The sequence below is a fragment of the Streptomyces sp. R41 genome (assembly GCF_041053055.1).
Lineage (GTDB): Bacteria > Actinomycetota > Actinomycetes > Streptomycetales > Streptomycetaceae > Streptomyces.
Genome location: NZ_CP163443.1, coordinates 8,544,775 through 8,563,493, shown reverse-complemented (window position 1 = coordinate 8,563,493; position 18,719 = coordinate 8,544,775). Strand labels below are relative to the sequence as shown.

The window sequence follows — 18,719 nt, the reverse complement described above, 5'->3', positions numbered from 1 at the left end:
TTACGGCACCGTCTGCGAGATGACCGCCCCTCCCGCTACCGGCGGTCAGACGTCTGGGCCGGTGCCGCGTGCGGCGCCCGCCGATGCGGCCACCACGCACAGCACCGCGATCCACTGCGACCAGTGCAGCGACTCCTGGAGCACGATGAGGCCGATGAGGGCCGCCATCGCTGGTTCGAGGCTCATCAGGATGCCGAACACGCGCGGTGGGATCTTGCGTAGTGCTTCCAGATCCAGCGAGTACGGGATCACCGACGACAACAGTGCCACGCCGAGCCCCGCAACCAGGATCCACGGCTGAATCAGCGCCGTTCCGCTGTCGGCCACGCCGAAAGGCACAGCCACCAGTGCCGCGACGGCCATTCCCAGAGCCAGACCATTGCCTTCCGTGGTGTGGCGGCCCAGCGCCGCGCCGACCAGGATGTACAGGCCCCAGCACGTTCCCGCGGCGAGGGCGAACAGAAAACCGACAAGGTTGAGGTCGCCGCTTCCCTCCATCAGCAGGACCACACCGCCTGCCGCGAGCACGGCCCAGAAAGCGTCCAGCCATCGCCTCGACCCGGCCAGGGCCACAACCAGCGGCCCGAGGAACTCGGTGGTTACCGCGATCCCCAGCGGGATCCGGGCCAGCGCCAGGTAGAAGCACAGGTTCATCAGGCCGAGAATCACGCCGTAGCTGAGCACTACTGTCCACGTGCGACGATTCATGCGCAGTGACGGCCGCCACAACAGCATCAACACCGCCGCCGCGAAGAACAGTCGCAACGAGACTGTCCCGAAGCTGCCCACTGCGCTGAACAGGTGCTTGGCCAATGCCGAGCCCACCTGAACGCTGACGATGCCGAGCAGTACAAGTGCCGTGGGCGGGATCGCGCCGAAGGTACGTCCAGCCCGCGCGGTCAGGGAGGGTCGGGGGGACGGGCCGCGTTTGGTCCAGTCGATGTTCATGGTGGCCACGCCTGGATTCTCGACGATCGGGCGCAGCGCGGCACGTGATTTTCTTGGGGTTCTGGGACGCGACCCCATCTGCGCGCTTGGCTGCGACGCCGGCAGATCGTGCCGCGGATCGCCCGCCGCGGCGTGGAGAACTCCAGCCCCCTTGAGGGGCCTGGTTCGACTACAGGTGGAGCAAGGCGTTCCGGGCTGCTTCGTAGTCGGTTCCGAAGCTTGTGACGTGCTCGGCAATCGCCACACAGCTTCCGTTCTCAGAGCAGGAGTTGAGGTTTCCGTTTCGGGCCGGAGGTGTAGTGCCTTTCGTAGGAAACGGTGCGCTGGAGGTTGGATGGACGATCCCCCGATTGCCGGCGCGGTGGTCGCTCACGCGGGCCGTGTCTTGCTGATCCGCCGCAGCACCCCCGCCGGCTCCCTGCTGTGGACGTTCCCCTCGGGCAAGGTCGAGCCAGGCGAGACCGCGGGCGAGGCTGCCGCGCGGGAGGCCCTGGAGGAGGCGGGTGTGACGGTGGAGCCGGTCCTCTTGCTCGGTGAGCGGGTGCATCCGGCGACCGGCAGGCCGGTGGTCTACGTGGCCTGCCGGTATGTCTCGGGCATGGCCCACGCCGCGAGTCCGCGGGAGGTCTCGGAGGCTCGCTGGGTGCGGCTCCGGGAGATTTCGGCGCTGATTCCGGCCGGGCTGTTCGGGCCGGTGCAGACGTACCTCGACAGCGTCCTGCCGCATTGACGAGTTCCGGCCGCTTCCACCTCTGGCCAACGCCTTGCCGCGCAACCCCCACGCTGCGCGACGGATCCTACAGGGCCGGCCGATTCGACGGTTCCCGCAGGTGGGAGGCCAGATTCGGTGCGGTCTTGATCCGCTCTCAAGGGTCCACCCAGGCGGCCAGTTCTGGCTCGGGCCAGAGGCTGGGGCCTGCCTCTGCTTCGTCCGATGGCGGGGCGGGGCCGCGTTGTGGTCGGGATCGGCGTGGTTGCCGCTGAGGGGCGGCGCCTGGGAGCGACCACCACTCCCGAAGGGGAGGCTTCCGGCACGGTCGCAGCGTCACGGTCACGCGGCGCGAGGCCGGCGGTACGACCCGTCTGGGGCTTCCTGACGCCCTTCCGCGAGGCGGGCGGCTGCCGCTTCGGCGATGCCCGGCCTGGCCGACCCGGGCTGCCGATCGGGCCGCTGCCTGATCCGTACACGCTGACTGAGCCGTAGGCCGTCTGGCCGAACGCCCATGCCGACTGTGGTGGAGGCGTTTTAGCGTGGTCTCCCCGACTGGGAGGAGCGAGCATGCCGGAGGAGTCGACGCCTGGCCGGTTGGGCATGGAGGCGCGGAGTGTGAAGTTCCCCGACGGCAGCAGCGGAATCATCTTGGTCAAGGCGGGCACGCCGCAGGATGAGGCTGATCTGATCGCGGCGCAGGTGTGGACGCAACGGCTGGAGTCGGACGCGCCCGCCGACGCGCCCGCCGACTAGGAGTTGTCCGTCGATCATGTGCGGAGCCAGATGGCAGCGCGGCGGCGGCGTCCATACCGAGGTGGGCGTAGCGCGCTCCGAGGGCGCCCTGATGCAGCTGATGGCCTGGACCGACCGGTCCAGGCTCGACCTGTACGGCGACGGCCTCCAGGTCGAGCGCGCCTTCGAGACCAAGCGTCGCCGCGGCAACGTCTACTGATTCCGGCGGGTCAGCTCCTTGCGGCGTTCTCGCGCACGATGGTTCAGGCTACGAGAAGGCGGAGGCCGAGCTCTGCCGCGTCGAGTGCGACGAGGTCGCGGTTGCGCTCGGCCCACAGGCCTGAGGACAGGTCGTCGCGAAGCCTGTTTACCGCCCGCTGCTCGGCCTCCGGCCCGACTCTGGTCCATACCGATACCGCGCGGCGCACCTGTTCGTCCAGGTACGCCTCGGGCCGGCGCCAGTAGGCCTCGAAGAAGCCGTCAGCGCAGTCCCACGGGATGAGCACCGGCTCCGCACGGCCCCCGATCGCGCGGGTCAGGTCGGCCAGTGAAGGCCAGTCGACGAGAAGGTCAGCGAATTCGGGCAGGTAGTCGCGGGTGAGCCAGAACCGCTGACGCCAGCCGGTGTCACTGGCGTCGTAGGTGAACACCACCACGCGGCGGGCCACGCGCCGCATCTCACGCAGCCCGGCGATCGGGTCCTGCCAGTGATGAACGGTGCTGAAGGCCATCGCGGCGTCGAAGGACTGGTCCTCGAACGGGAGGCTCTCCGCGGCGGCGGCCACGCACGGCGCCGCGCTCGCGGGACGCTGCGCCCGCATGACCGCCGACGGTTCCACCGCGGTCACGTCGCGGTCCGGGGGTTCGTAGGAGCCGGTGCCGGCGCCCACGTTCAGCGCCGACATCCGCCGCTGGGCAAAGAAGCACAAGGTCGAGCTGTGCTTCACCCCGACCTACGCCTCCTGGGCGAACCCGATCGAGGCGCACTTCGGACCACTGCGGCAGTTCACCATCGCCAACTCCCACCACCCCAACCACACCGTCCAGACCAGGGCCCTGCACTCCTACCTCCGCTGGCGCAACGCCAATGCCCGCCACTGCGACGTCCTGGCCGCCGAACGCAAGGAACGCGCCCGCATCCGCAGCGAGAAAGGCACCCGATGGGGCGGACGCCCCCTCACAACCGCAGCCTGATCCAACCCGGCGAACCTACGCGGTCACAGCATTAGATCGCTGCCGTTGCGGCTCCGTAGGGCGACACGGCCGTCGGCCCACCGGCCGGCCAGGGCGCGGTAACCGTCCCACTTCTGTTATGCGCTGTTGAGCTGTCCGCGGGATATCGTCCGGCGCCATGTCGATCACTGGATGGCGGGTGAAGTGCACCCGCCATCCAGTGATCGACATGGCGGGCGCACTTCACTCGCCGAGCTGATGTGGCCGCGGGATGCGTGTGCCCGAGGGGCAGCCGTTCCTGATCAGGCCGGTCGGCATGTACGACGTCGAGTCGAACCGGTACTTCTCGGTGTGGCGGGCGTCGTCGCCGTGGAACACACAGGCCGCGCACCCCGGGATCTGCCTTCAGCGGGGCGGGGCGGACGTTCCCCGGACGACAAGACGGGGGGTGATGACTTGTTCCCCGGCGGGGATCTCCGCGCCCTCCAGGCGTGCGACGGCCCGGCCGACGGCGAGCCCGGCGAGGCGTGCGATGTCCTGTCCGACGGTGGTGAGGTCGATGTGGGCCAGGCGGGCCAGATGGCTGTCGTCGAACCCGACGACGGAGATGTCGCCGGGGACCGCGACGCCGGAGCGGAGGAAGAGGTCGAGTACGCCGGTCGCGCAGCGGTCGTTGAAGGCCAGTACGGCGGTGGGGCGCGGGCGAGTGGCCGACAGGGTTCGGGCGGCCTCGGCGCCTTCCTCCTCAGTGAGACCGCCGGGGAGAATGCGGATGTATTCGCCCAGGCCGTGGCGGTTCATGGCGGTGCGGTAGCCGCGGCGCCGGTCGGCTGCGCCCGGTGCCCGGCCGCCGTCGATGTGGGCGATGTCGCGGTGGCCCAGAGCGACGAGGTGGACCACCGCCTGGCGGGCTCCCTCGTCGTCGGCGGTCCGTACGACCTCCAGGCCCGGGACGGACGGCCGCAGCCGGCGGGCCACGGAGACGACCGGCAGTTGCCCGGCGAGTTCCGCCAGCCGCGCGGCGGGGGCCTGCGGGCCGAGCAGGATCAGCGCCTCGCAGCGGTCGTCGAGCAGCGTCTCGACGGCGCGCTGCTCGCCGCGCCCGGCGGCCACTGCACTCAGCGCGATCTGGTACCCGGCCGGTTCGGCCGCCGCGTAGATGCCCTCCACCAGGTCGGAGTGGAACGGATGCTGGAGGCCGAACTGCACCCCGAGCAGATGGGAGCGGTGGCTGCGGAGCAGCCGGGCCCGGGCGTCGGGTCGGTAACCGATCTCCCGCGCGGCCTGAAGGACGCGCTCGCGGGTGGCCTCGCCGGCCCCCTTCGCGCCGCGCATCACGATGGAGACCAGCGCCGTGGACACCCCTGCCCGTGACGCCACGTCGGCGAGCGTCGGTCGCTTTCCGTTGGGGACCGCTGGGGTCGCCGGCAACCTGTCCTCCCTGGTCGGAGTCGTCTCCTACGGAGTCGACTATAGAACGTTCTAGCTTTCACGGGCCACCGGAGCCTTGACAGGGGAGGGCGACAGCTGGCGTACTGCTGCTCCACGGAGTTCTAGAACGTTCTAGTTCCTTGAACGTTCTAGTCCGAAGTCGCGGAGAGAGGTACGTGGCGATGTACACACTGGCGGCCTGCGCCGAGATGGTCTTCCTGGATCTGCCGATCGACGAGCGGGCACGGCGCATCCATGACGCCGGTTTCCAGGTCGAGATCTGGGACTGGACCCGGCACGACCTTGCCGCTCTGGCCCGGACCCCGGCCGACTTCTCCTCCATGACCGGCTACATCCGCGGCAGTCTGACCGACGAGGAGGGCGCGGCCGAACTCCTGAGCACCGCCGAGGAGTCGCTCAAGGCGGCCGAGCAACTGGGCTGCCCTCGCCTGAACCTGCACGGCACCGGACTGGACGGCCAGGGCCTGCCCGTGGTGCCGGTGACCGGCGAGGCCACCGGAGAGATGTGGATCACCGCCCACCGCACGCTCACCCGCCTCGCCGAGCTGGGCGAGAGCGCCGGGGTCGTCTTCACCCTGGAGAACCTCAACACCGCCGTCGACCACCCCGGGGTGCCGTTCGCGACGGCCGCCGACACCCTGGCCCTGGTCGCGGCCGTGGACCGGCCCGGGCTGCGGATGAATCTGGACCTCTACCACGCCCAGATCGGCGAGGGGAATCTGATCGAGCTGGTCCGCAGGGCCCATGCCCTGGGCCTGATCGGCGAGATCCAGGTGGCCGACGTCCCCGGCCGCCGCGAACCCGGAACCGGGGAGATCAACTACCCAGCCGTCGCCCGCGCCCTGGCGGGCCTCGGCTACGAGGGCACGGTCGCGATGGAGGCGTGGGCCTCCAGCGACAGCGAGCTCGCTCTGGAGCGCTTCCGCTCCGCCTTCACCGTCTGACTGTCTCCACAGCCTGTACCTACCCCGACGACGACGTACGGAGCACCCGCATGACCACCCAGCAGCCTCTCGCCGTCGGCCTCCTCGGCGCCGGACGGATGGGTTCGTTCCACGCCGAGACCCTCGCCCACCGCCTCCCGGGCGTCCGGCTCGTCGCCATCGCCGACCCCACCCCGGGCGCCGCGCGGAGCCTGGGCGACCGGCTCGGCTGCGCCACCGCCTACACCGACATCGGTGAACTGCTCGCCGACCCGCACATCGACGCGGTGGTGATCGCCACCCCGGCCCGTACCCACGCCGACCTGGTCGAGGCGGCCGCCAAGGCGGGCAAGGGGGTCTACTGTGAGAAGCCGATGGCGGTCACCCTCGCCGAGGCCGACCGCGCCATCGCGGCCGCCGCGGATGCGGGCGTGCCCCTCCAGGTGGGCTTCAACCGCCGCTACGACGCGGGCTTCAGGGCCGCCCACGAGAAGATCGCCGCCGGCGCCATCGGCACACCGCAGCTGTTGCGCTCGCTCACCCGCGACCCCGCTCTGGCCGACCCGGCCCGCATACCGCCGTGGACGATCTTCCTGGAGACCCTCATCCATGACTTCGACGTCCTGCGCCACCTCAATCCCGGTGCCGAACCCGTCGAGGTCTTCGCCATGGCGGACGCCCTGATCCGCCCCGACTTCAAGGACCGCGGCCTGCTCGACACCGCCGTTGTCACCGTCCGCTTCGACAACGGCGCCCTCGCCACCGCCGAGGCCAGCTTCCAGGCCGTCTACGGCTATGACGTACGCGCCGAGGTCCTCGGCTCGGCCGGGATGCTCACCATGGGCGACGTCCGCCGCACCCACCTGACCGCATACGGCCCGGACGGCGTCGCCGCCGAGTGCGTCACCTATGACCAGCACCTCTTCCACGACGCCTATGTGGCCGAACTCGCCGACTTCACCGACAGCGTCCGCACCGAGCGCACCCCCTCCGCCACCGGCGAGGACGCACGCGCTGCCCTGGCCATCGCCCTCGCCGCCATCCAGTCCGTCACCACCGGCGGTCCCGTCCGCGTCGACAAGCTCCAAGACCTGTGAAGCACGGGTCTTCGGCCGCAGCGCGGACCCCGGCGCCGTGCGACAAGTACGGGGTGACGGCCAGGTCAGTCCAACATGCGACACCCCCGCTCCTCGAGTGCGGCGGGGGTGTCGGTGACTTGTAGACGTCTGAAGAGGGTGAGCCGACAGACAGGGCAATGACGGAGGCGATCAGTCCACCGACACCGACACCGACGAGTGCGGCGATCCGTGCGAGTGGGCCAGCCGCCCTTCATCGTCCTGACTTGGGCCATGGACAACGGGCAATGGCAAACCCTGTCCATAACTTCTGTTATGCGCTGTTGAGCTGTCCACGGACTATCGTCCAGCGTCATGTCGATCACCGGTTGGCGAGCACGGGAGTTCAGCTCCCTGTTGGCCGATCTCGGTGAGGGGTTGGATGATCTGGGGGTGCCCGAGGGGCAGCCGTTCCTGATCAGTCCGGCGGGCGTGTACGACGTGGCGCTGAACCGGTATTTCTCGGTGTGGCTGGCGTCTTCGCCGTGGAACACCCAGGCCGCCCATGTCCGGGACCTGCGCACGTACTTCGACTTCCTGTGGTTCGCGCGAGGCAGGCGGGACTGGCGTGATGCGCCCATGGACGACCGGGCGGCGTTCGAGTGGTGGGGCGGTCACCTACGACTGCCATGTCTGCCGGCAGCCCTACGAGCGCCCCGACCTGGCCGCCTGCGCCACGCACGACGCGGTAGGACGGCATCATCGCGTCGAAGGCGCCCTTGAACTGCTGAATCGACCCACAAAGCCCTGACCGCACCACACGGGCCTCGACCCGGAATCCTGCGGACAGGGACTGTGCGACGGGGACTCGACGCCACGTAGGCAGGCAATCTCCGGAATCCCAGCAGCACGCGGTGGCGGTAGTCCTCCGGCCGGCCGCCCCACCCGTCCAGTCATGCCGGTATGGGCAGCAACGGCCGGATGACCTGCCATTTGGGGATTCGGGCCATGCTGCAGCCGAGGACTACCCGGATGGTCGCCTGGGCCTGAGGCTGGGGCCGCGCTTCAGCGAGGCAGCAGGACGTCGACCTGCCTGCGGATGTCCTGCACGATCTCCTCGACGCTCAAGGCGATGTTCACGCCTGCCGCCATGCTGAGGAACATCACGGCGGACACGATGTGTGCCAGCGTCGCGGCGTCGCCCTCTGCGACCCGTTCGTCTCGGCGCAGCACGGCGGCGACGGCCTCCTCGGTCTGCGCGACGATGGCCAGTGCCGCGCCGTGCCGGGGCTCCTCGGGGTCGCCGAAGACCATCTCTCGCAGGTAGGTGCGTCCGTTGTCGATCTGGATGCGGTTGCACTCCACGATCGGCCGGACGATCGCCAGCACCGCGTCCAGCACGCCTGGGACGGTCTCGGCGTCCGCCCGGCCCTGCTCAAGTGCTTCGACGTACTTGGCGTTCTGGACAAGCAGGAGGAGTTCGCCCTTGGTCTTGGCATAAAGGAACAGGGTCCCGGTGCCGATGTCGGCCTTGTCCGCGATCTGCTGGGTCGTGACCTCATCGACGCCGTGTTCGGCGAACAGCTCACTGGCGGCAGCGACGATGCGGTCGAGTTTCTCCTGCTTGTTCCGCTCGCGCCGTCCGACCGACTGGGAGGCGACAGACATGGGTGGTGTCCTCGTGCGTTCTGTGTCGCCCGTCGCGGTTGCGGCGGGTCAGCTGCTGCCGATGACGGCCTTGCCGCGGATACCACCCTGGGACAGGGACTGCAGCGCCTGCGGGGTCTGGTCGAAGCCGACCACCTTTCCCACGACCGGACGCACCACGCCCTGGTCGACGAGGGTGGTGATCTGGCGGAGCTGGTCGCCGCTGGCGCGCATGAACAGGAACTCATACGTCACGCCGAGCTTCTTGGCCTGCCTGCGGATCTTGCCGCTCATGCCTGCGACCGCGAGGCGCATCAGCGGGTTCAGGCCGGCCTCGCGGGCGAACGCGGGGTCCGGGGGACCGGCGATCCCGATGGCCTTGCCGCCGGGCTTGAGCACCCGCAGGGACTTCTCGAGATTCTCACCACCGAGGCTGTCCAGCACCAGGTCGTAGCCGGTCAGGAGCTGCTCGAAGTCCTGGCTGCGGTAATCGATCACCGTGTCCGCGCCGAGCGCGCGCACGAAGTCCGCGTTGGAACCGCTGGCGGTCGTGGCGACGCTCGCCCCGAGGTGTGCGGCGAGTTGGATCGCGATCGAACCGACCCCGCCGGCGCCGGCGTGGATGAGAACCTTCTGCCCTGGCCGCACCTTCCCGCGCTCCACCAGCGCCTGCCACGCCGTGAGCGCCGCCAGCGGCAGCGAGCCGGCCTCTTCCATGCTGATGGAAGCGGGCTTGAGCGCCAGGTCGCCTTCCGCTATGGCGATGCGCTCGGCGAACGTGCCGATGCGGTCCTGGTGGGGCCGGGCGTAGACCTCGTCTCCGGGCTTGAAGCCGCGAACTGCCGTCCCGACGCTGATGACGGTGCCCGCGACGTCGTTGCCCAGGATCAGCGGCAGCTTGTAGGGCAGGATCTGCTTGAACTCACCGGCGCGGATTTTCTCATCCAGCGGGTTCAGTCCGGCGGCCTCCACCCGGACGAGCACGTCGTGCTCCCCCACGGTGGGTTCGGGGACGTCCGCCTCTTGCAGCGGCTCCTTGTACTTGGTGACGACGAACGCTCGCATGGGGCGCTACTCCTTGTCTTCATCCTGTTTATCCAGGCGTGAGGCCAGATCAGCCAATTCGGCGTGACATGGGGCCTAGCCCTCACTCCATTAATCCGATTGCACTCAATTATGAGTCTACTCAGAATTATTCTCAAGGGAGGTCCCATGGGACGCGGTCACATGCCGATCGGGCGCCGCGAGCGGGCCAAGCAGGCCAAGCGTGAGCGCATCATGACCGCAGCCCGCGAACTGTTCGCCGCACATGGCGTCAGCGGGGTCACGGCACAGCAGCCGGCCGTGCCCGCAGGTCCGCCCCGTCCCGTTCGGCCGCGCCCGGAACCCCGGGACCGGTCGGTCCCGGGGCTCCGGTCCCGCTCCACCTGCCCGCAGCCGACCCGGCCGGGGCGGCCGGCGTCAGGCGACGCTCAGGACGATCTTCCCGGTGGTGCGGCCCTGCTCGCCGATCTCGTGCGCCTTCGCGGCCTCGGCCAGCGGGACGACGGTCTCGACCACGGGCGTGAGCGCGCCCCGCTCGGCCAGGGCGGCGATCTCGCGCAGACCCAGGTGGTCGGGCTCGACCAGCATCCACACCGCCCGCACGTGGCCGGGGACGTCGGCGGGGACGTCGTCGGGGCCGGGCAGGGTGATCAGCCGGCCGCCCGGGCGCAGCACCGTCAGGGACCGCTCGGCGTTCTGGCCGCCGAGCCCGTCCAGCACCACGTCCACGTCCCCGACGGCGTCCTCGAAGCGGACCGTGCGGTAGTCGATCACCTCGTCCGCGCCCAGCTGCCGCAGCAGGTCGTGCTTGCCGGCGCTGGCCGTGCCGATGACGTACGCGCCGCGGGCCTTGGCGATCTGCACGGCCAGGTGGCCGACCCCGCCGGCCGACGCGTGCACCAGCACCCGCTCACCGGCGCGCACCCCGGCGGTGTCCACCAGGGCCTGCCAGGCGGTCAGCGCGGCCAGCGGCAGCGCCGCCGCCTGCACGTGGGTGAGGTTCGCCGGCTTGGGCGCGAGGTGGCGGGCCGGGGCGACGACGTACTCGGCGTAGGCGCCGGCCTGCCGCGGGAACAGCGGCATGCCGTACACCTCGTCCCCGGGGCGGAACATCCCCACGCCCGGTCCGACGGCCTCCACGGTGCCGGAGACGTCCCAGCCGACCGCCGGGACCTCGCCCCACTCGATCAGGGCCCCGCTGGCCCGGGTCTTGAAGTCCACCGGGTTCACACCGGCCGCGTGGACCCGCACCAGGACCTCGTTCAGTCCCGGCTCGGGCCGGGCGACCTCACGCTCCACGAGCACCTCCGGTCCGCCCCACTGCTCCACGACCACCGCACGCATGCTGTCCGCCTCACTCTTTTCCGTCTTGATCGGATACCGGCCGCCCGGGCCCTTCCCGGCGCGACGCAGTCCACGATCCGGCACCCGCCCCCACCATGGTGTTGGCCGTCTGGCCACTATGTGACAGGATCTGGCCATGAGCGAGATGCAGTGGCCGTGCACCGACCCCCGCCCCGACCCGAGCGCCGACGCGGCCGGGCGGCACCGCATCGCCGTCCTCGCCCTGCCCGGCGTCCCGCCCTTCGAACTCGGCATCCCCTCCCGCGTCTTCGGCAGCGTCCTGGACGCCGGCTCACGCCCGCTGTACGAGGTCACCGTCTGCACCGCCGACGGCGCCCCGGTCCTCAGCGACGCCGGGTTCACCGTGCAGCCCGCGGCCGGTCCCGAGGCCCTGGCCGCCGCGGACACCGTGATCGTCCCGCCCACGCACGCCATGCCCGAGCTGGGCCGCGGCGGCCCGCTGCCGCCCGAGGTCACCGCGGCCATCGCCGGCATCCGGCCCGGCACCCGCCTGGTGTCCATCTGCACCGGCTCCTACGTCCTGGCCGCCGCGGGCCTCCTCGACGGCCGGCCCGCCACCACCCACTGGAACCTCGCCCCCGAGTTCCGCCGCGCCTACCCCCGCGTCAAGGTCGACGAGGAGGTCCTCTTCGTCGACGACGGCGACGTCCTGACCTCCGCGGGCGTCGCCGCCGGCGTCGACCTGTGCCTGCACATGATCCGCCGCGACCACGGCGCCGCCGCCGCCAACCGCGCCGCCCGCATGTGCGTCGTCCCGCCCTGGCGGGACGGCGGCCAGGCCCAGTACATCGACCGCCCGGTGCCCGAACCCACCGTCGCCACCACCACCGCCACCCGCGCCTGGGCCCTGGAACACCTCGGCGAACCCCTCTCCCTGAACCGCCTGGCCGAACACGCCCGGATGAGCCTGCGCTCCTTCACCCGCCGCTTCCGCGACGAGGTCGGCATGACCCCCGTGCAGTGGCTCACCGCGCAACGCCTGGAACTGGCCAAGCAGTTGCTGGAGACCACCGACCTGTCCATCGACCTGGTCGCCCACCGCTGTGGCTTCGGCTCCGCCAACTCCCTGCGCGCCCACATGCGCACCGCCTTCGGTGTCTCACCCGCCTCCTACCGCCGCACCTTCCATACCGACGACCTGGTGGAAGCGGGCGTCTGAGGACACATCAGCGCCGCACATACCCGCTCCGCGGGCCGGCCGGGATCCGCCTGATCATCCGCTGCCGGTGCCCCCTCCAGCGGAGGCCAGCAGCATCATCGCCCGCCGGTAGCGCACCGAACTCGTGCTGCCCCGGCGCACGATCTGCTGCAGCTTCTGCCCCTCGTGGTCGGTCAGTCTGCGCACACGGACGGGCTCGGCCACCGCGCCTCCAGCGGTCGGATCGGATGTCACCGCACATCCAACCGCCACGACCGCCGACCCGGCGAACCTATGCGGTCACAGCACTAGGTCGCCGACGGAGGCGTCATTGGCCTCGTAGGTGTACGCGACTCCGTCGGGCGTCGTGCCTCCGGCAGGCGGGGTGATCGGCACGTCCTTGTAGCCCCTACGGAACTGGATCGCGTGGACCGAGTCGGCCTGCTCGACGCCGTTCACGATCGCGCGGACCGTGTAGTCGGCCTGGGCGGGCGCGCCGGAGTGGAAGTAGTTCGTCGAGCCGGTGATCGGGGTCGAGTTGACCTTCGTACCGGCTCGGTAGACGTTGAACGACACGTCGTTCGGATCGGTGCCGAGCCAGCGCCAGCTGACGAGGTCGCCGCTGTCGGTGTGGACGCTGACGACACCCCGGTCGAGGGCTTCGACCTGACGGGCGGTGGCGGCCTGGGCCGAGCCGGTGCCGAGGGCGGCGAGCCCGGCGGCGATGAGGGCGGCGGTGGCCGCCATCGCCGATCCGATCGCGCGTCTGCGGTGCTGCCTGTGCGGGTGCTGCACGGTGACTACCTCCTGAGAGGACAGACTGCTTCTGTTCCCTCAGTTGCCGCTGGACACAAGGGAGTTGCCGCCCATAGGCAAGCGCTCTCTACCCCGCATACATGCGCGCCAGTGCGATCACCGTCGCCGCGATCCTCTCCCGCAGCTCCGCCGGTTCGAGCACCTCGATGTCCGCACCGAGGCGGAGGAAGTCGTGGTGGGCGTGGTCCACGGACTCGATGGGGACGGTCGCACGTGTCCAACCATCCTTGTCCGTACGGCCATTGACCTGCACGGCGTGAGCCATGGGGCCGCTCAGTCGAGTTCCCGGTGCGAGTCGGACGACCGCCTCCGCTCGGTGCAGCCGATCGAGGAAGTCCCTCTGGTACGCCGACCAGTACGCGGCGAGATCGAAGTCCCCGGGACGGGTGAACTCCTCCTCGGGCGGGGCGATTTCAAGGATCTGGTCGACGCGGAACGTACGCGGCCCCGGCCCCGCGACGACGTACCAGCGGCCCGCCTTCAGGACGAGGCCGTACGGCTCCAGGCGGCGCTCCACGTCGGTGGGCTCGCGCCAGCGGCGGTACCGGACGCGCAGGACACGGCTGTTCCAGACGGCGTCGGCGACGGTGGGCAGGTGCGGGGTCTCGTCGGCGTCCGCGTACCAGCCGGGCGCGTCCAGGTGGAAGCGGCCGCTGATCCGGTCGGCGTGCGCGCGCAGCTCGTGCGGGAGGGCGGCGCGCACCTTCAACTGGGCCGCGGCGAGGACCGAGCCGAGGCCGAGCTCGGCGGCGGGTCCGGGGACGCCCGCGAGGAAGAGGGCCTCGGCCTCGTCGGTGGTGAGGCCGGTGAGGCGGGTGCGGTAGCCGTCGAGGAGCTGGTAGCCGCCCGCGTGGCCGGCGTCGCCGTACAGCGGGACGCCGGCCGTGCTCAGCGCCTCGACGTCCCGGTAGATGGTGCGCACCGAGACGTCGAGCTCCTCGGCGAGCTGGGCGGCGGTCATCCGGCCGCGGGTCTGCAGGAGCAGGAGGATCGAGACGAGCCGCGCTGATTTCACCGCTCCAGAATCCCAGACTTCACTGACAGAAGGTGTCAGGAAAGCGGACCTAGCTTCCTCGCATGGCCTTCTTGGAGAAACTGCTGACCGTGCCGCCGCCCATCGAGGTGGCCGGGCGGCGGATCAAGCGCTACCACGTCACCGCCGATCCGGCGGGTATCGCGCCCGAGGTGGAGCAGGCGGCCTACGCGATGCTCCCGAAGCTGCTCCCGGAGCCGGACGGCACCCCGCCCGCGACCTTCGTCGTCCTGCACCGGGGCGGCGACGACGGCGCGTACCTCAACGCGTACAGCTGGGTGTGGGACAACGTCCTGCACTTCCGGGGCGCGTCGGCGGGCCAGCCGGTGCTCGGGTGCCCGGACCGGGACCCGACGCACTTCATCACGCCCGACCTGCCGTGGATCGGCTGCGTCTGGGAGCTGCCGCCGATCCTGCACGAACGCGACGCCTGGGTGCGGCACATGCTCGCGCCCGACGTCCCCGACCTCGACGCCTACCTCGCGGACTCTCTTCCCGAGGGCACCACAGGAGACCGCTCATGAGCAGCGCACACGACAGCACCAGCACTCCGCACGACTTCGACTTCTTCCACGGCGAGTGGGACGTCCTCAACCGCCGCCGAGCCGACTTCCTCGACGCCGACAGCGACTGGGAGGAGTTCCCGGCCACCAACCGCTGCTGGAGTCTGTTCGACGGGGCCGCGAACGTCGACGAGTTGGCGGTGCCGGAGCAGGGCTGGACGGGACTCACCCTGCGGCTCTTCGACCCCGCGGCGCGCGAGTGGTCCCTGAACTGGTCCTCCAGCCGCAGCGGCAGGCTGTTCCCGCCGGTGATCGGTCGATTCACGGATGGCCGGGGCGAGTTCTACGGGGACGACACGCACGACGGGAAGGACGTGCGGGTGCGGTTCCTGTGGTCGGGGATCTCGGAGACCACGGCGCGTTGGGAGCAGGCGTTCTCCGTGGACGGGGAGAGGACGTGGGTGACCAACTGGGTCATGGAGTTCACGCGGCGGGGAGCTGCTTGAGCAGGGGTGCTCAAGCCGGCCTTCGGGAACGGCCGCGCGTCAGGTCAGGCCTTCCGGAACGCCCGCAGCGTGAACTCGGGGTCCGGGCGCGGTGAGTCCGGGTCCGGGAGCGCCTCGATGCGCTCGGCGAGCGTGGTGCCGCCGGCCGCGTAGATCTCGCCGTCCCGGACGCAGCGGGCCAGGCGGCGCGGGATCCGTCCCTGGCCGTGGCCCCGGAACCGGGCCGTACCGCTCGGGAGCAGGCCGTGCTCGGCGGCGTACGCCGTGACGAGTTCGGCCTCGTCCGTGGCTCGCTCCTCGCGGTAGGGCGCGGCGAGTGCGTCGATGTCGCTGCCCACGTGGTGGGAGGCGGCCTTGTCGACGGTGGTGACGAGGACGCCGCCGGGGCGCAGGACGCGCGCTGCCTCGGCGACGACGGGCGCCGCGTCGTCCAGCAGATGCAGCAGCCAGACGACGGACACGGCGTCGAACGAGCCCTCGGTGAAAGGTAGTTGACGGGAGTCGGCGAGGATGACGGCACCCGGGAGGCGCGCGGCCGCCATCCGCGCCATGCCGTGCGCGGCGTCCGCGCCCGTCACCCGCAGCCCCGGCCGCCCGGCGGCGAGGTGCCGCGTCGCGATCCCGGTGCCGCACGCGACGTCGAGCAGGCTGCGCGCGCCCTCGGGGACGAGGCCGAGCACCGCGTCGGCGGCCGCGGCGGCCCGGGGCTCGCCGCCCTGCGTCGCGTCGTACTCGTCCGCTTCCTTGTCGTAATCCAGCACGTGGGTCAGCTTGCCCCGTGTCCCGGGGCGAGGTCCTCCACCCTGCGGGCGAGAGCGAAGTCGAGTTCGGTGATGGCGCCGCCGACGCTGTGCGTGTTCACGGTGAGGGAGATGGTGTTGTAGCCGAGCGTGAGGTCGGAGTGGTGGTCGAGCTCCTCCTGCACCTGGGCGATGTGCACGACCATCGCGGTCGCCGCGAAGTGCGAGCCGAGGCGGTAGGAACGGGCGAGTCGGTCGCCGTCCACCGACCAGCCCGGCAACTCCGCGAGCCGCTCCTCGATCTCCTTCTGCGACAACGGTTCGACGGCCATGACCTCGCTCCTTTCGTCCGGCGGGGGGGTGCGGGTGAGGCTGTTCCTCAGCGTGCCACAGTCCCCTGCCGGCTGCGCCGCACACGCCAGGCGCCGGTACACCGAGGGTCTTTCGCCTCCTCCGCCCCTACCCATTCCCGTACCTCGGGGGGCTTCGCCCCCCCCAGACCCCCTGGGTTGTCTTTTGGCTGCGGGTCAGTGGGGGCTTGTCGCGCAGTTCCCCGCGCCCCTTGCGGGGCGGCGGGGCGGAACAAACCCCACCTCAGCGGCGTACGCACTCCGTGGCGAAGTCGTCCGCGAGGGCGGCGATCTGCGCGCGCCCCTCGATCCGCTCCAGCCACTCCTGCGGGAGCCCGTGGTCGCCGTACCGCGCGCCGAGGAGGTTGCCGCAGATGGAGCCGGTGGAGTCGCTGTCGCCGGAGTGGTTGACGGAGAGAAGGAGGGCGTCGGTGACCTTGTCGCCGGCGAGGGCGGAGTAGACGCCGATGGCCAGGGCCTCCTCGGCGATCCAGCCGGCACCGAGGGACTCGACCTTCTCGGCGGTCGGAGCGCCTTCGGCGGACAGGTCGAGGGCTTGGTTCAGGGCGGCCGCGGTCTCCTCGTGCCCGGGATGGCGGACGAGCAGTCGCAGCGTGCGCAGCACGGCACCCTCCAGGGAGTCCCCCGCGACCAGATGGCTGACGATGGCGGCCAGCGCCCCCGCGGCGTAGTACCCCGTGGGGTGACCGTGAGTGATTTGGGCGCACCGCGCGGCCAGCTCGAACGCGTGCCGGGCCGGGGTGCGCACCATGAGCCCGAACGGCGCCGAGCGCATCACCGTGCCGCACCCCTTCGACTCCGGATTGACGGGCCCGGGCGGACCCAGCTCGCCCCACGGGTCGGGGACGTGGTGCTGCGCGAGCCCGGACAGACAGGCGTTGCCGGGGGCGCGGCGCGCGTACAGCCAGGCCTGCGCGGCGAGCCCGCCGGTCGCCGTCGCGTCCGGTTCGGCTTCATGCTGCGTCTCCCGCCACCGCTCGTACGCCTGCCGGACCAACGCGGTCGACGCACCGCCGATCCCCTTGAGCCGGGCCCGCGCGTGGGCCTGCTGGAGCCCCTCCACCGTGAAGAGCGTCATCTGTGTGTCGTCGCTGACCCGGCCCACGACCCCGTCACCGTCGGGTACGAGCCCGGTCGCACCCTGGGGCCCGTACCCGGCACGGATCCGCTCCAGCGACGCGAACTCGATGGCATAGCCGAGGGCGTCCCCGACCGCCCCGCCCAGCAGACAGCCCCGCACCCGCGCCCGGTAGACCGCCTCTGCCTCCCAGGACAGATTCCCCGACTCGTTCACGCACAACTCCTCGACTACGGTCCTTGTATGACCATTGTCCCGTCCGGAGCCGCGGCGCCCCCAACTGCCCCCGTCGACAAGGGCATCGGCCCGCTCCTGCGCGGCTGGCGCGAGCAGCGGCGGGTGAGCCAGCTGGAGCTGGCGCTGCGGGCGGGTTCCTCGGCCCGGCACATCAGCTTCATCGAGACGGGCCGCTCCCGCCCCAGCGAGGAGATGGTGCTGCGGCTCGCCGAGCATCTCGACATCCCCGTCCGGGACCGCAACGCGCTCCTGCTCGCGGCGGGCTACGCTCCGCACTACCCGGAGACCCCGCTCGACGACCCGTCGATGGATGCCCTGCGCGAGGGCATGGAGCGGCTGATCCAGGGCTATGAGCCGTATCCGGCGCTGGTGGTCGACGCCACATACAACGTGCTCGCCGCGAACCGGGGCATCGTCATGCTCCTGGAAGGCGTACCGGAGTCCCTGCTCACGCCTCCGCTGAACGCCATGCGTCTCACCCTCCACCCGCAGGGTCTGGCGCCGCGCATCCGCAATCTGCGCGCCTGGCGCGACCATCTGCTCGCCCAGATGGACCGCCAGATCGCGCTGCGCCGCTCGGAGCCGCTGCGCGCCCTGTACGAGGAGGTGGCCGCCTACCCAGTCCCGGCCCCGGACCCCGCCGACGACGAACTCGCCGGACCCGTCGCCTACTTCGCCCTCCCCATGCAGATCGAGCACGACGGGCGGCTCCTGTCCTTCATCTCCTCCATCTCCACCTTCAACACGCCGATGGACGTGACGGTCGCCGAGCTGGCCATCGAGACCTTCCTCCCGGCCGACCCGGCGACGGTCAAATACCTTCAGTCGTCGGCGACTTGACGCGACCGCGTGCTCGTTCAAGTCGTGGATCTGTGGAAGCATCTACGCAACTGCAGGACGGCACCGCAGGGGGAAGCGCATGGCCGAGCCGGACGGCGAGTCGGCGACCGAGGTGCTCGTTCAGGTCGTGGATCTTCAAAGTGGCCGTGAGATCTCGTGGGGCTCCAATATCGCCGAGTCGCTGAGGAGCCGGATCGACGACATCCGAGAGGCCGTCCACGCCGGTGCGGCATCGGTCGCGGGCAGTCTCGGCGACCTGCCCAGCCATGAAGACTGGGAAGTGGGCGAGGTTTCCGCGACCTTCGGAATCACGCTGACCGCGGAGGCGGGAGTGATTCTTTCCAAGGCATCGGCGGAGGCGACCTTCGAAGTGGCGCTGACCTTCCGCCGCCGGGGCGAGTAGGCG

The 18,719-nt window shown here is 70.8% G+C and carries 21 protein-coding genes and 4 pseudogenes; 12 read left to right on the top strand and 13 right to left on the bottom strand.

Annotated elements, in window-relative coordinates; translation table 11 throughout:
- Positions 1 to 45: 45 nt before the first annotated feature.
- Positions 46 to 948 (bottom strand): DMT family transporter, encoded by a 903-nt coding sequence (locus tag AB5J53_RS38940; protein WP_369252725.1) that lies wholly within the window; start codon positions 946 to 948, stop codon positions 46 to 48.
- 334 nt (positions 949 to 1,282) lie between these two features.
- Between AB5J53_RS38940 and AB5J53_RS38935 the strand changes: the two genes are divergently transcribed.
- From AB5J53_RS38935 to AB5J53_RS38925, 3 genes are all read left to right on the top strand, one after another.
- Complete coding sequence (locus AB5J53_RS38935; RefSeq protein WP_369250308.1) at positions 1,283 to 1,678, top strand: NUDIX domain-containing protein; 396 nt, start codon at positions 1,283 to 1,285, stop codon at positions 1,676 to 1,678.
- A 549-nt stretch (positions 1,679 to 2,227) separates the two neighbouring features.
- On the top strand, positions 2,228 to 2,413 hold the full coding sequence (locus tag AB5J53_RS38930) for a hypothetical protein (RefSeq protein ID WP_369250307.1): 186 nt from the start codon (positions 2,228 to 2,230) through the stop codon (positions 2,411 to 2,413).
- Between the two features lie 16 nt (positions 2,414 to 2,429).
- On the top strand, positions 2,430 to 2,612 hold the full coding sequence (locus tag AB5J53_RS38925; RefSeq protein ID WP_369250306.1) for a hypothetical protein: 183 nt from the start codon (positions 2,430 to 2,432) through the stop codon (positions 2,610 to 2,612).
- A gap of 43 nt (positions 2,613 to 2,655) precedes the next feature.
- Here AB5J53_RS38925 and AB5J53_RS38920 read toward each other — a convergent pair.
- Positions 2,656 to 3,294 (bottom strand): annotated as a pseudogene (locus AB5J53_RS38920) (class I SAM-dependent methyltransferase); the annotation flags it as partial.
- Between AB5J53_RS38920 and AB5J53_RS38915 the strand changes: the two are divergent.
- Positions 3,290 to 3,586 (top strand): annotated as a pseudogene (locus tag AB5J53_RS38915) (IS630 family transposase); the annotation flags it as partial. The pseudogenes AB5J53_RS38920 and AB5J53_RS38915 overlap by 5 nt on opposite strands.
- Positions 3,587 to 3,808: 222 nt before the next feature.
- On the opposite strand, the gene AB5J53_RS38910 reads toward AB5J53_RS38915, so the two are convergent.
- Entirely contained in the window at positions 3,809 to 3,943 is a 135-nt protein-coding gene (locus AB5J53_RS38910; RefSeq protein WP_369250305.1) for a hypothetical protein, read from the bottom strand.
- A 27-nt stretch (positions 3,944 to 3,970) separates the two neighbouring features.
- Entirely contained in the window at positions 3,971 to 4,996 is a 1,026-nt protein-coding gene (locus AB5J53_RS38905) for a LacI family DNA-binding transcriptional regulator (protein WP_369250304.1), read from the bottom strand.
- A 182-nt stretch (positions 4,997 to 5,178) separates the two neighbouring features.
- On the opposite strand from AB5J53_RS38905, the gene AB5J53_RS38900 reads away from it, so the two are divergent.
- The 3 genes from AB5J53_RS38900 to AB5J53_RS38890 all read left to right on the top strand — a co-directional run bounded on the left by AB5J53_RS38900 (position 5,179) and on the right by AB5J53_RS38890 (position 7,778).
- Entirely contained in the window at positions 5,179 to 5,961 is a 783-nt protein-coding gene (locus tag AB5J53_RS38900) for a TIM barrel protein (RefSeq protein WP_369252723.1), read from the top strand.
- Between the two features lie 50 nt (positions 5,962 to 6,011).
- The gene (locus AB5J53_RS38895; RefSeq protein WP_369250303.1) at positions 6,012 to 7,037 is read left to right on the top strand and encodes a Gfo/Idh/MocA family oxidoreductase; all 1,026 of its coding nucleotides are present in this window, start codon (positions 6,012 to 6,014) and stop codon (positions 7,035 to 7,037) included.
- Positions 7,038 to 7,370: 333 nt separating this feature from the next.
- Entirely contained in the window at positions 7,371 to 7,778 is a 408-nt protein-coding gene (locus AB5J53_RS38890; protein WP_369250302.1) for a hypothetical protein, read from the top strand.
- A 282-nt stretch (positions 7,779 to 8,060) separates the two neighbouring features.
- Here AB5J53_RS38890 and AB5J53_RS38885 read toward each other — a convergent pair whose 3' ends face one another.
- From AB5J53_RS38885 to AB5J53_RS38875, 3 genes are all read right to left on the bottom strand, one after another.
- A complete protein-coding gene (locus AB5J53_RS38885; protein WP_369250301.1) occupies positions 8,061 to 8,663 on the bottom strand; it encodes a TetR/AcrR family transcriptional regulator in 603 nt (200 codons plus the stop codon).
- A gap of 48 nt (positions 8,664 to 8,711) precedes the next feature.
- Complete coding sequence (locus AB5J53_RS38880) at positions 8,712 to 9,707, bottom strand: NADP-dependent oxidoreductase (RefSeq protein ID WP_369250300.1); 996 nt, start codon at positions 9,705 to 9,707, stop codon at positions 8,712 to 8,714.
- A gap of 396 nt (positions 9,708 to 10,103) precedes the next feature.
- Complete coding sequence (locus tag AB5J53_RS38875; RefSeq protein WP_369252721.1) at positions 10,104 to 11,030, bottom strand: NADP-dependent oxidoreductase; 927 nt, start codon at positions 11,028 to 11,030, stop codon at positions 10,104 to 10,106.
- A gap of 145 nt (positions 11,031 to 11,175) precedes the next feature.
- Between AB5J53_RS38875 and AB5J53_RS38870 the strand changes: the two genes are divergently transcribed.
- The gene (locus AB5J53_RS38870; protein WP_369252719.1) at positions 11,176 to 12,210 is read left to right on the top strand and encodes a GlxA family transcriptional regulator; all 1,035 of its coding nucleotides are present in this window, start codon (positions 11,176 to 11,178) and stop codon (positions 12,208 to 12,210) included.
- A gap of 72 nt (positions 12,211 to 12,282) precedes the next feature.
- Here AB5J53_RS38870 and AB5J53_RS38865 read toward each other — a convergent pair.
- The 3 genes and pseudogenes from AB5J53_RS38865 to AB5J53_RS38855 all read right to left on the bottom strand — a co-directional run.
- Positions 12,283 to 12,414 (bottom strand): annotated as a pseudogene (locus AB5J53_RS38865) (IS630 family transposase); the annotation flags it as partial.
- 84 nt (positions 12,415 to 12,498) lie between these two features.
- A pseudogene (locus AB5J53_RS38860) lies at positions 12,499 to 12,984 on the bottom strand (rhamnogalacturonan lyase); the annotation flags it as partial.
- 88 nt (positions 12,985 to 13,072) lie between these two features.
- Positions 13,073 to 14,020, bottom strand: a complete 948-nt coding sequence (locus tag AB5J53_RS38855; RefSeq protein WP_369250299.1) for a helix-turn-helix transcriptional regulator — start codon at positions 14,018 to 14,020, stop codon at positions 13,073 to 13,075.
- Positions 14,021 to 14,082: 62 nt separating this feature from the next.
- On the opposite strand from AB5J53_RS38855, the gene AB5J53_RS38850 reads away from it, so the two are divergent.
- The gene (locus AB5J53_RS38850; RefSeq protein WP_369250298.1) at positions 14,083 to 14,562 is read left to right on the top strand and encodes a hypothetical protein; all 480 of its coding nucleotides are present in this window, start codon (positions 14,083 to 14,085) and stop codon (positions 14,560 to 14,562) included.
- The gene (locus tag AB5J53_RS38845) at positions 14,559 to 15,047 is read left to right on the top strand and encodes a hypothetical protein (protein ID WP_369250297.1); all 489 of its coding nucleotides are present in this window, start codon (positions 14,559 to 14,561) and stop codon (positions 15,045 to 15,047) included. Before AB5J53_RS38850 ends, AB5J53_RS38845 begins: the two co-directional genes overlap by 4 nt.
- 44 nt (positions 15,048 to 15,091) lie before the next feature.
- On the opposite strand, the gene AB5J53_RS38840 is transcribed toward AB5J53_RS38845, so the two are convergent.
- The 3 genes from AB5J53_RS38840 to AB5J53_RS38830 all read right to left on the bottom strand — a co-directional run bounded on the left by AB5J53_RS38840 (position 15,092) and on the right by AB5J53_RS38830 (position 17,452).
- The gene (locus AB5J53_RS38840) at positions 15,092 to 15,808 is read right to left on the bottom strand and encodes a methyltransferase domain-containing protein (protein ID WP_369250296.1); all 717 of its coding nucleotides are present in this window, start codon (positions 15,806 to 15,808) and stop codon (positions 15,092 to 15,094) included.
- A gap of 5 nt (positions 15,809 to 15,813) precedes the next feature.
- Positions 15,814 to 16,119: a 4a-hydroxytetrahydrobiopterin dehydratase gene (locus AB5J53_RS38835; protein WP_369250295.1), complete on the bottom strand. Its 306-nt coding sequence runs from the start codon at positions 16,117 to 16,119 to the stop codon at positions 15,814 to 15,816.
- A gap of 262 nt (positions 16,120 to 16,381) precedes the next feature.
- Complete coding sequence (locus AB5J53_RS38830; protein WP_369250294.1) at positions 16,382 to 17,452, bottom strand: ADP-ribosylglycohydrolase family protein; 1,071 nt, start codon at positions 17,450 to 17,452, stop codon at positions 16,382 to 16,384.
- A 27-nt stretch (positions 17,453 to 17,479) separates the two neighbouring features.
- Here AB5J53_RS38830 and AB5J53_RS38825 point away from each other — a divergent pair, with 27 nt between their 5' ends.
- Complete coding sequence (locus AB5J53_RS38825; protein WP_369250293.1) at positions 17,480 to 18,313, top strand: helix-turn-helix domain-containing protein; 834 nt, start codon at positions 17,480 to 17,482, stop codon at positions 18,311 to 18,313.
- A gap of 79 nt (positions 18,314 to 18,392) precedes the next feature.
- Positions 18,393 to 18,716, top strand: coding sequence for a CU044_2847 family protein (locus AB5J53_RS38820; RefSeq protein WP_369250292.1), 324 nt, complete (start codon positions 18,393 to 18,395; stop codon positions 18,714 to 18,716).
- Positions 18,717 to 18,719: the final 3 nt, after the last annotated feature.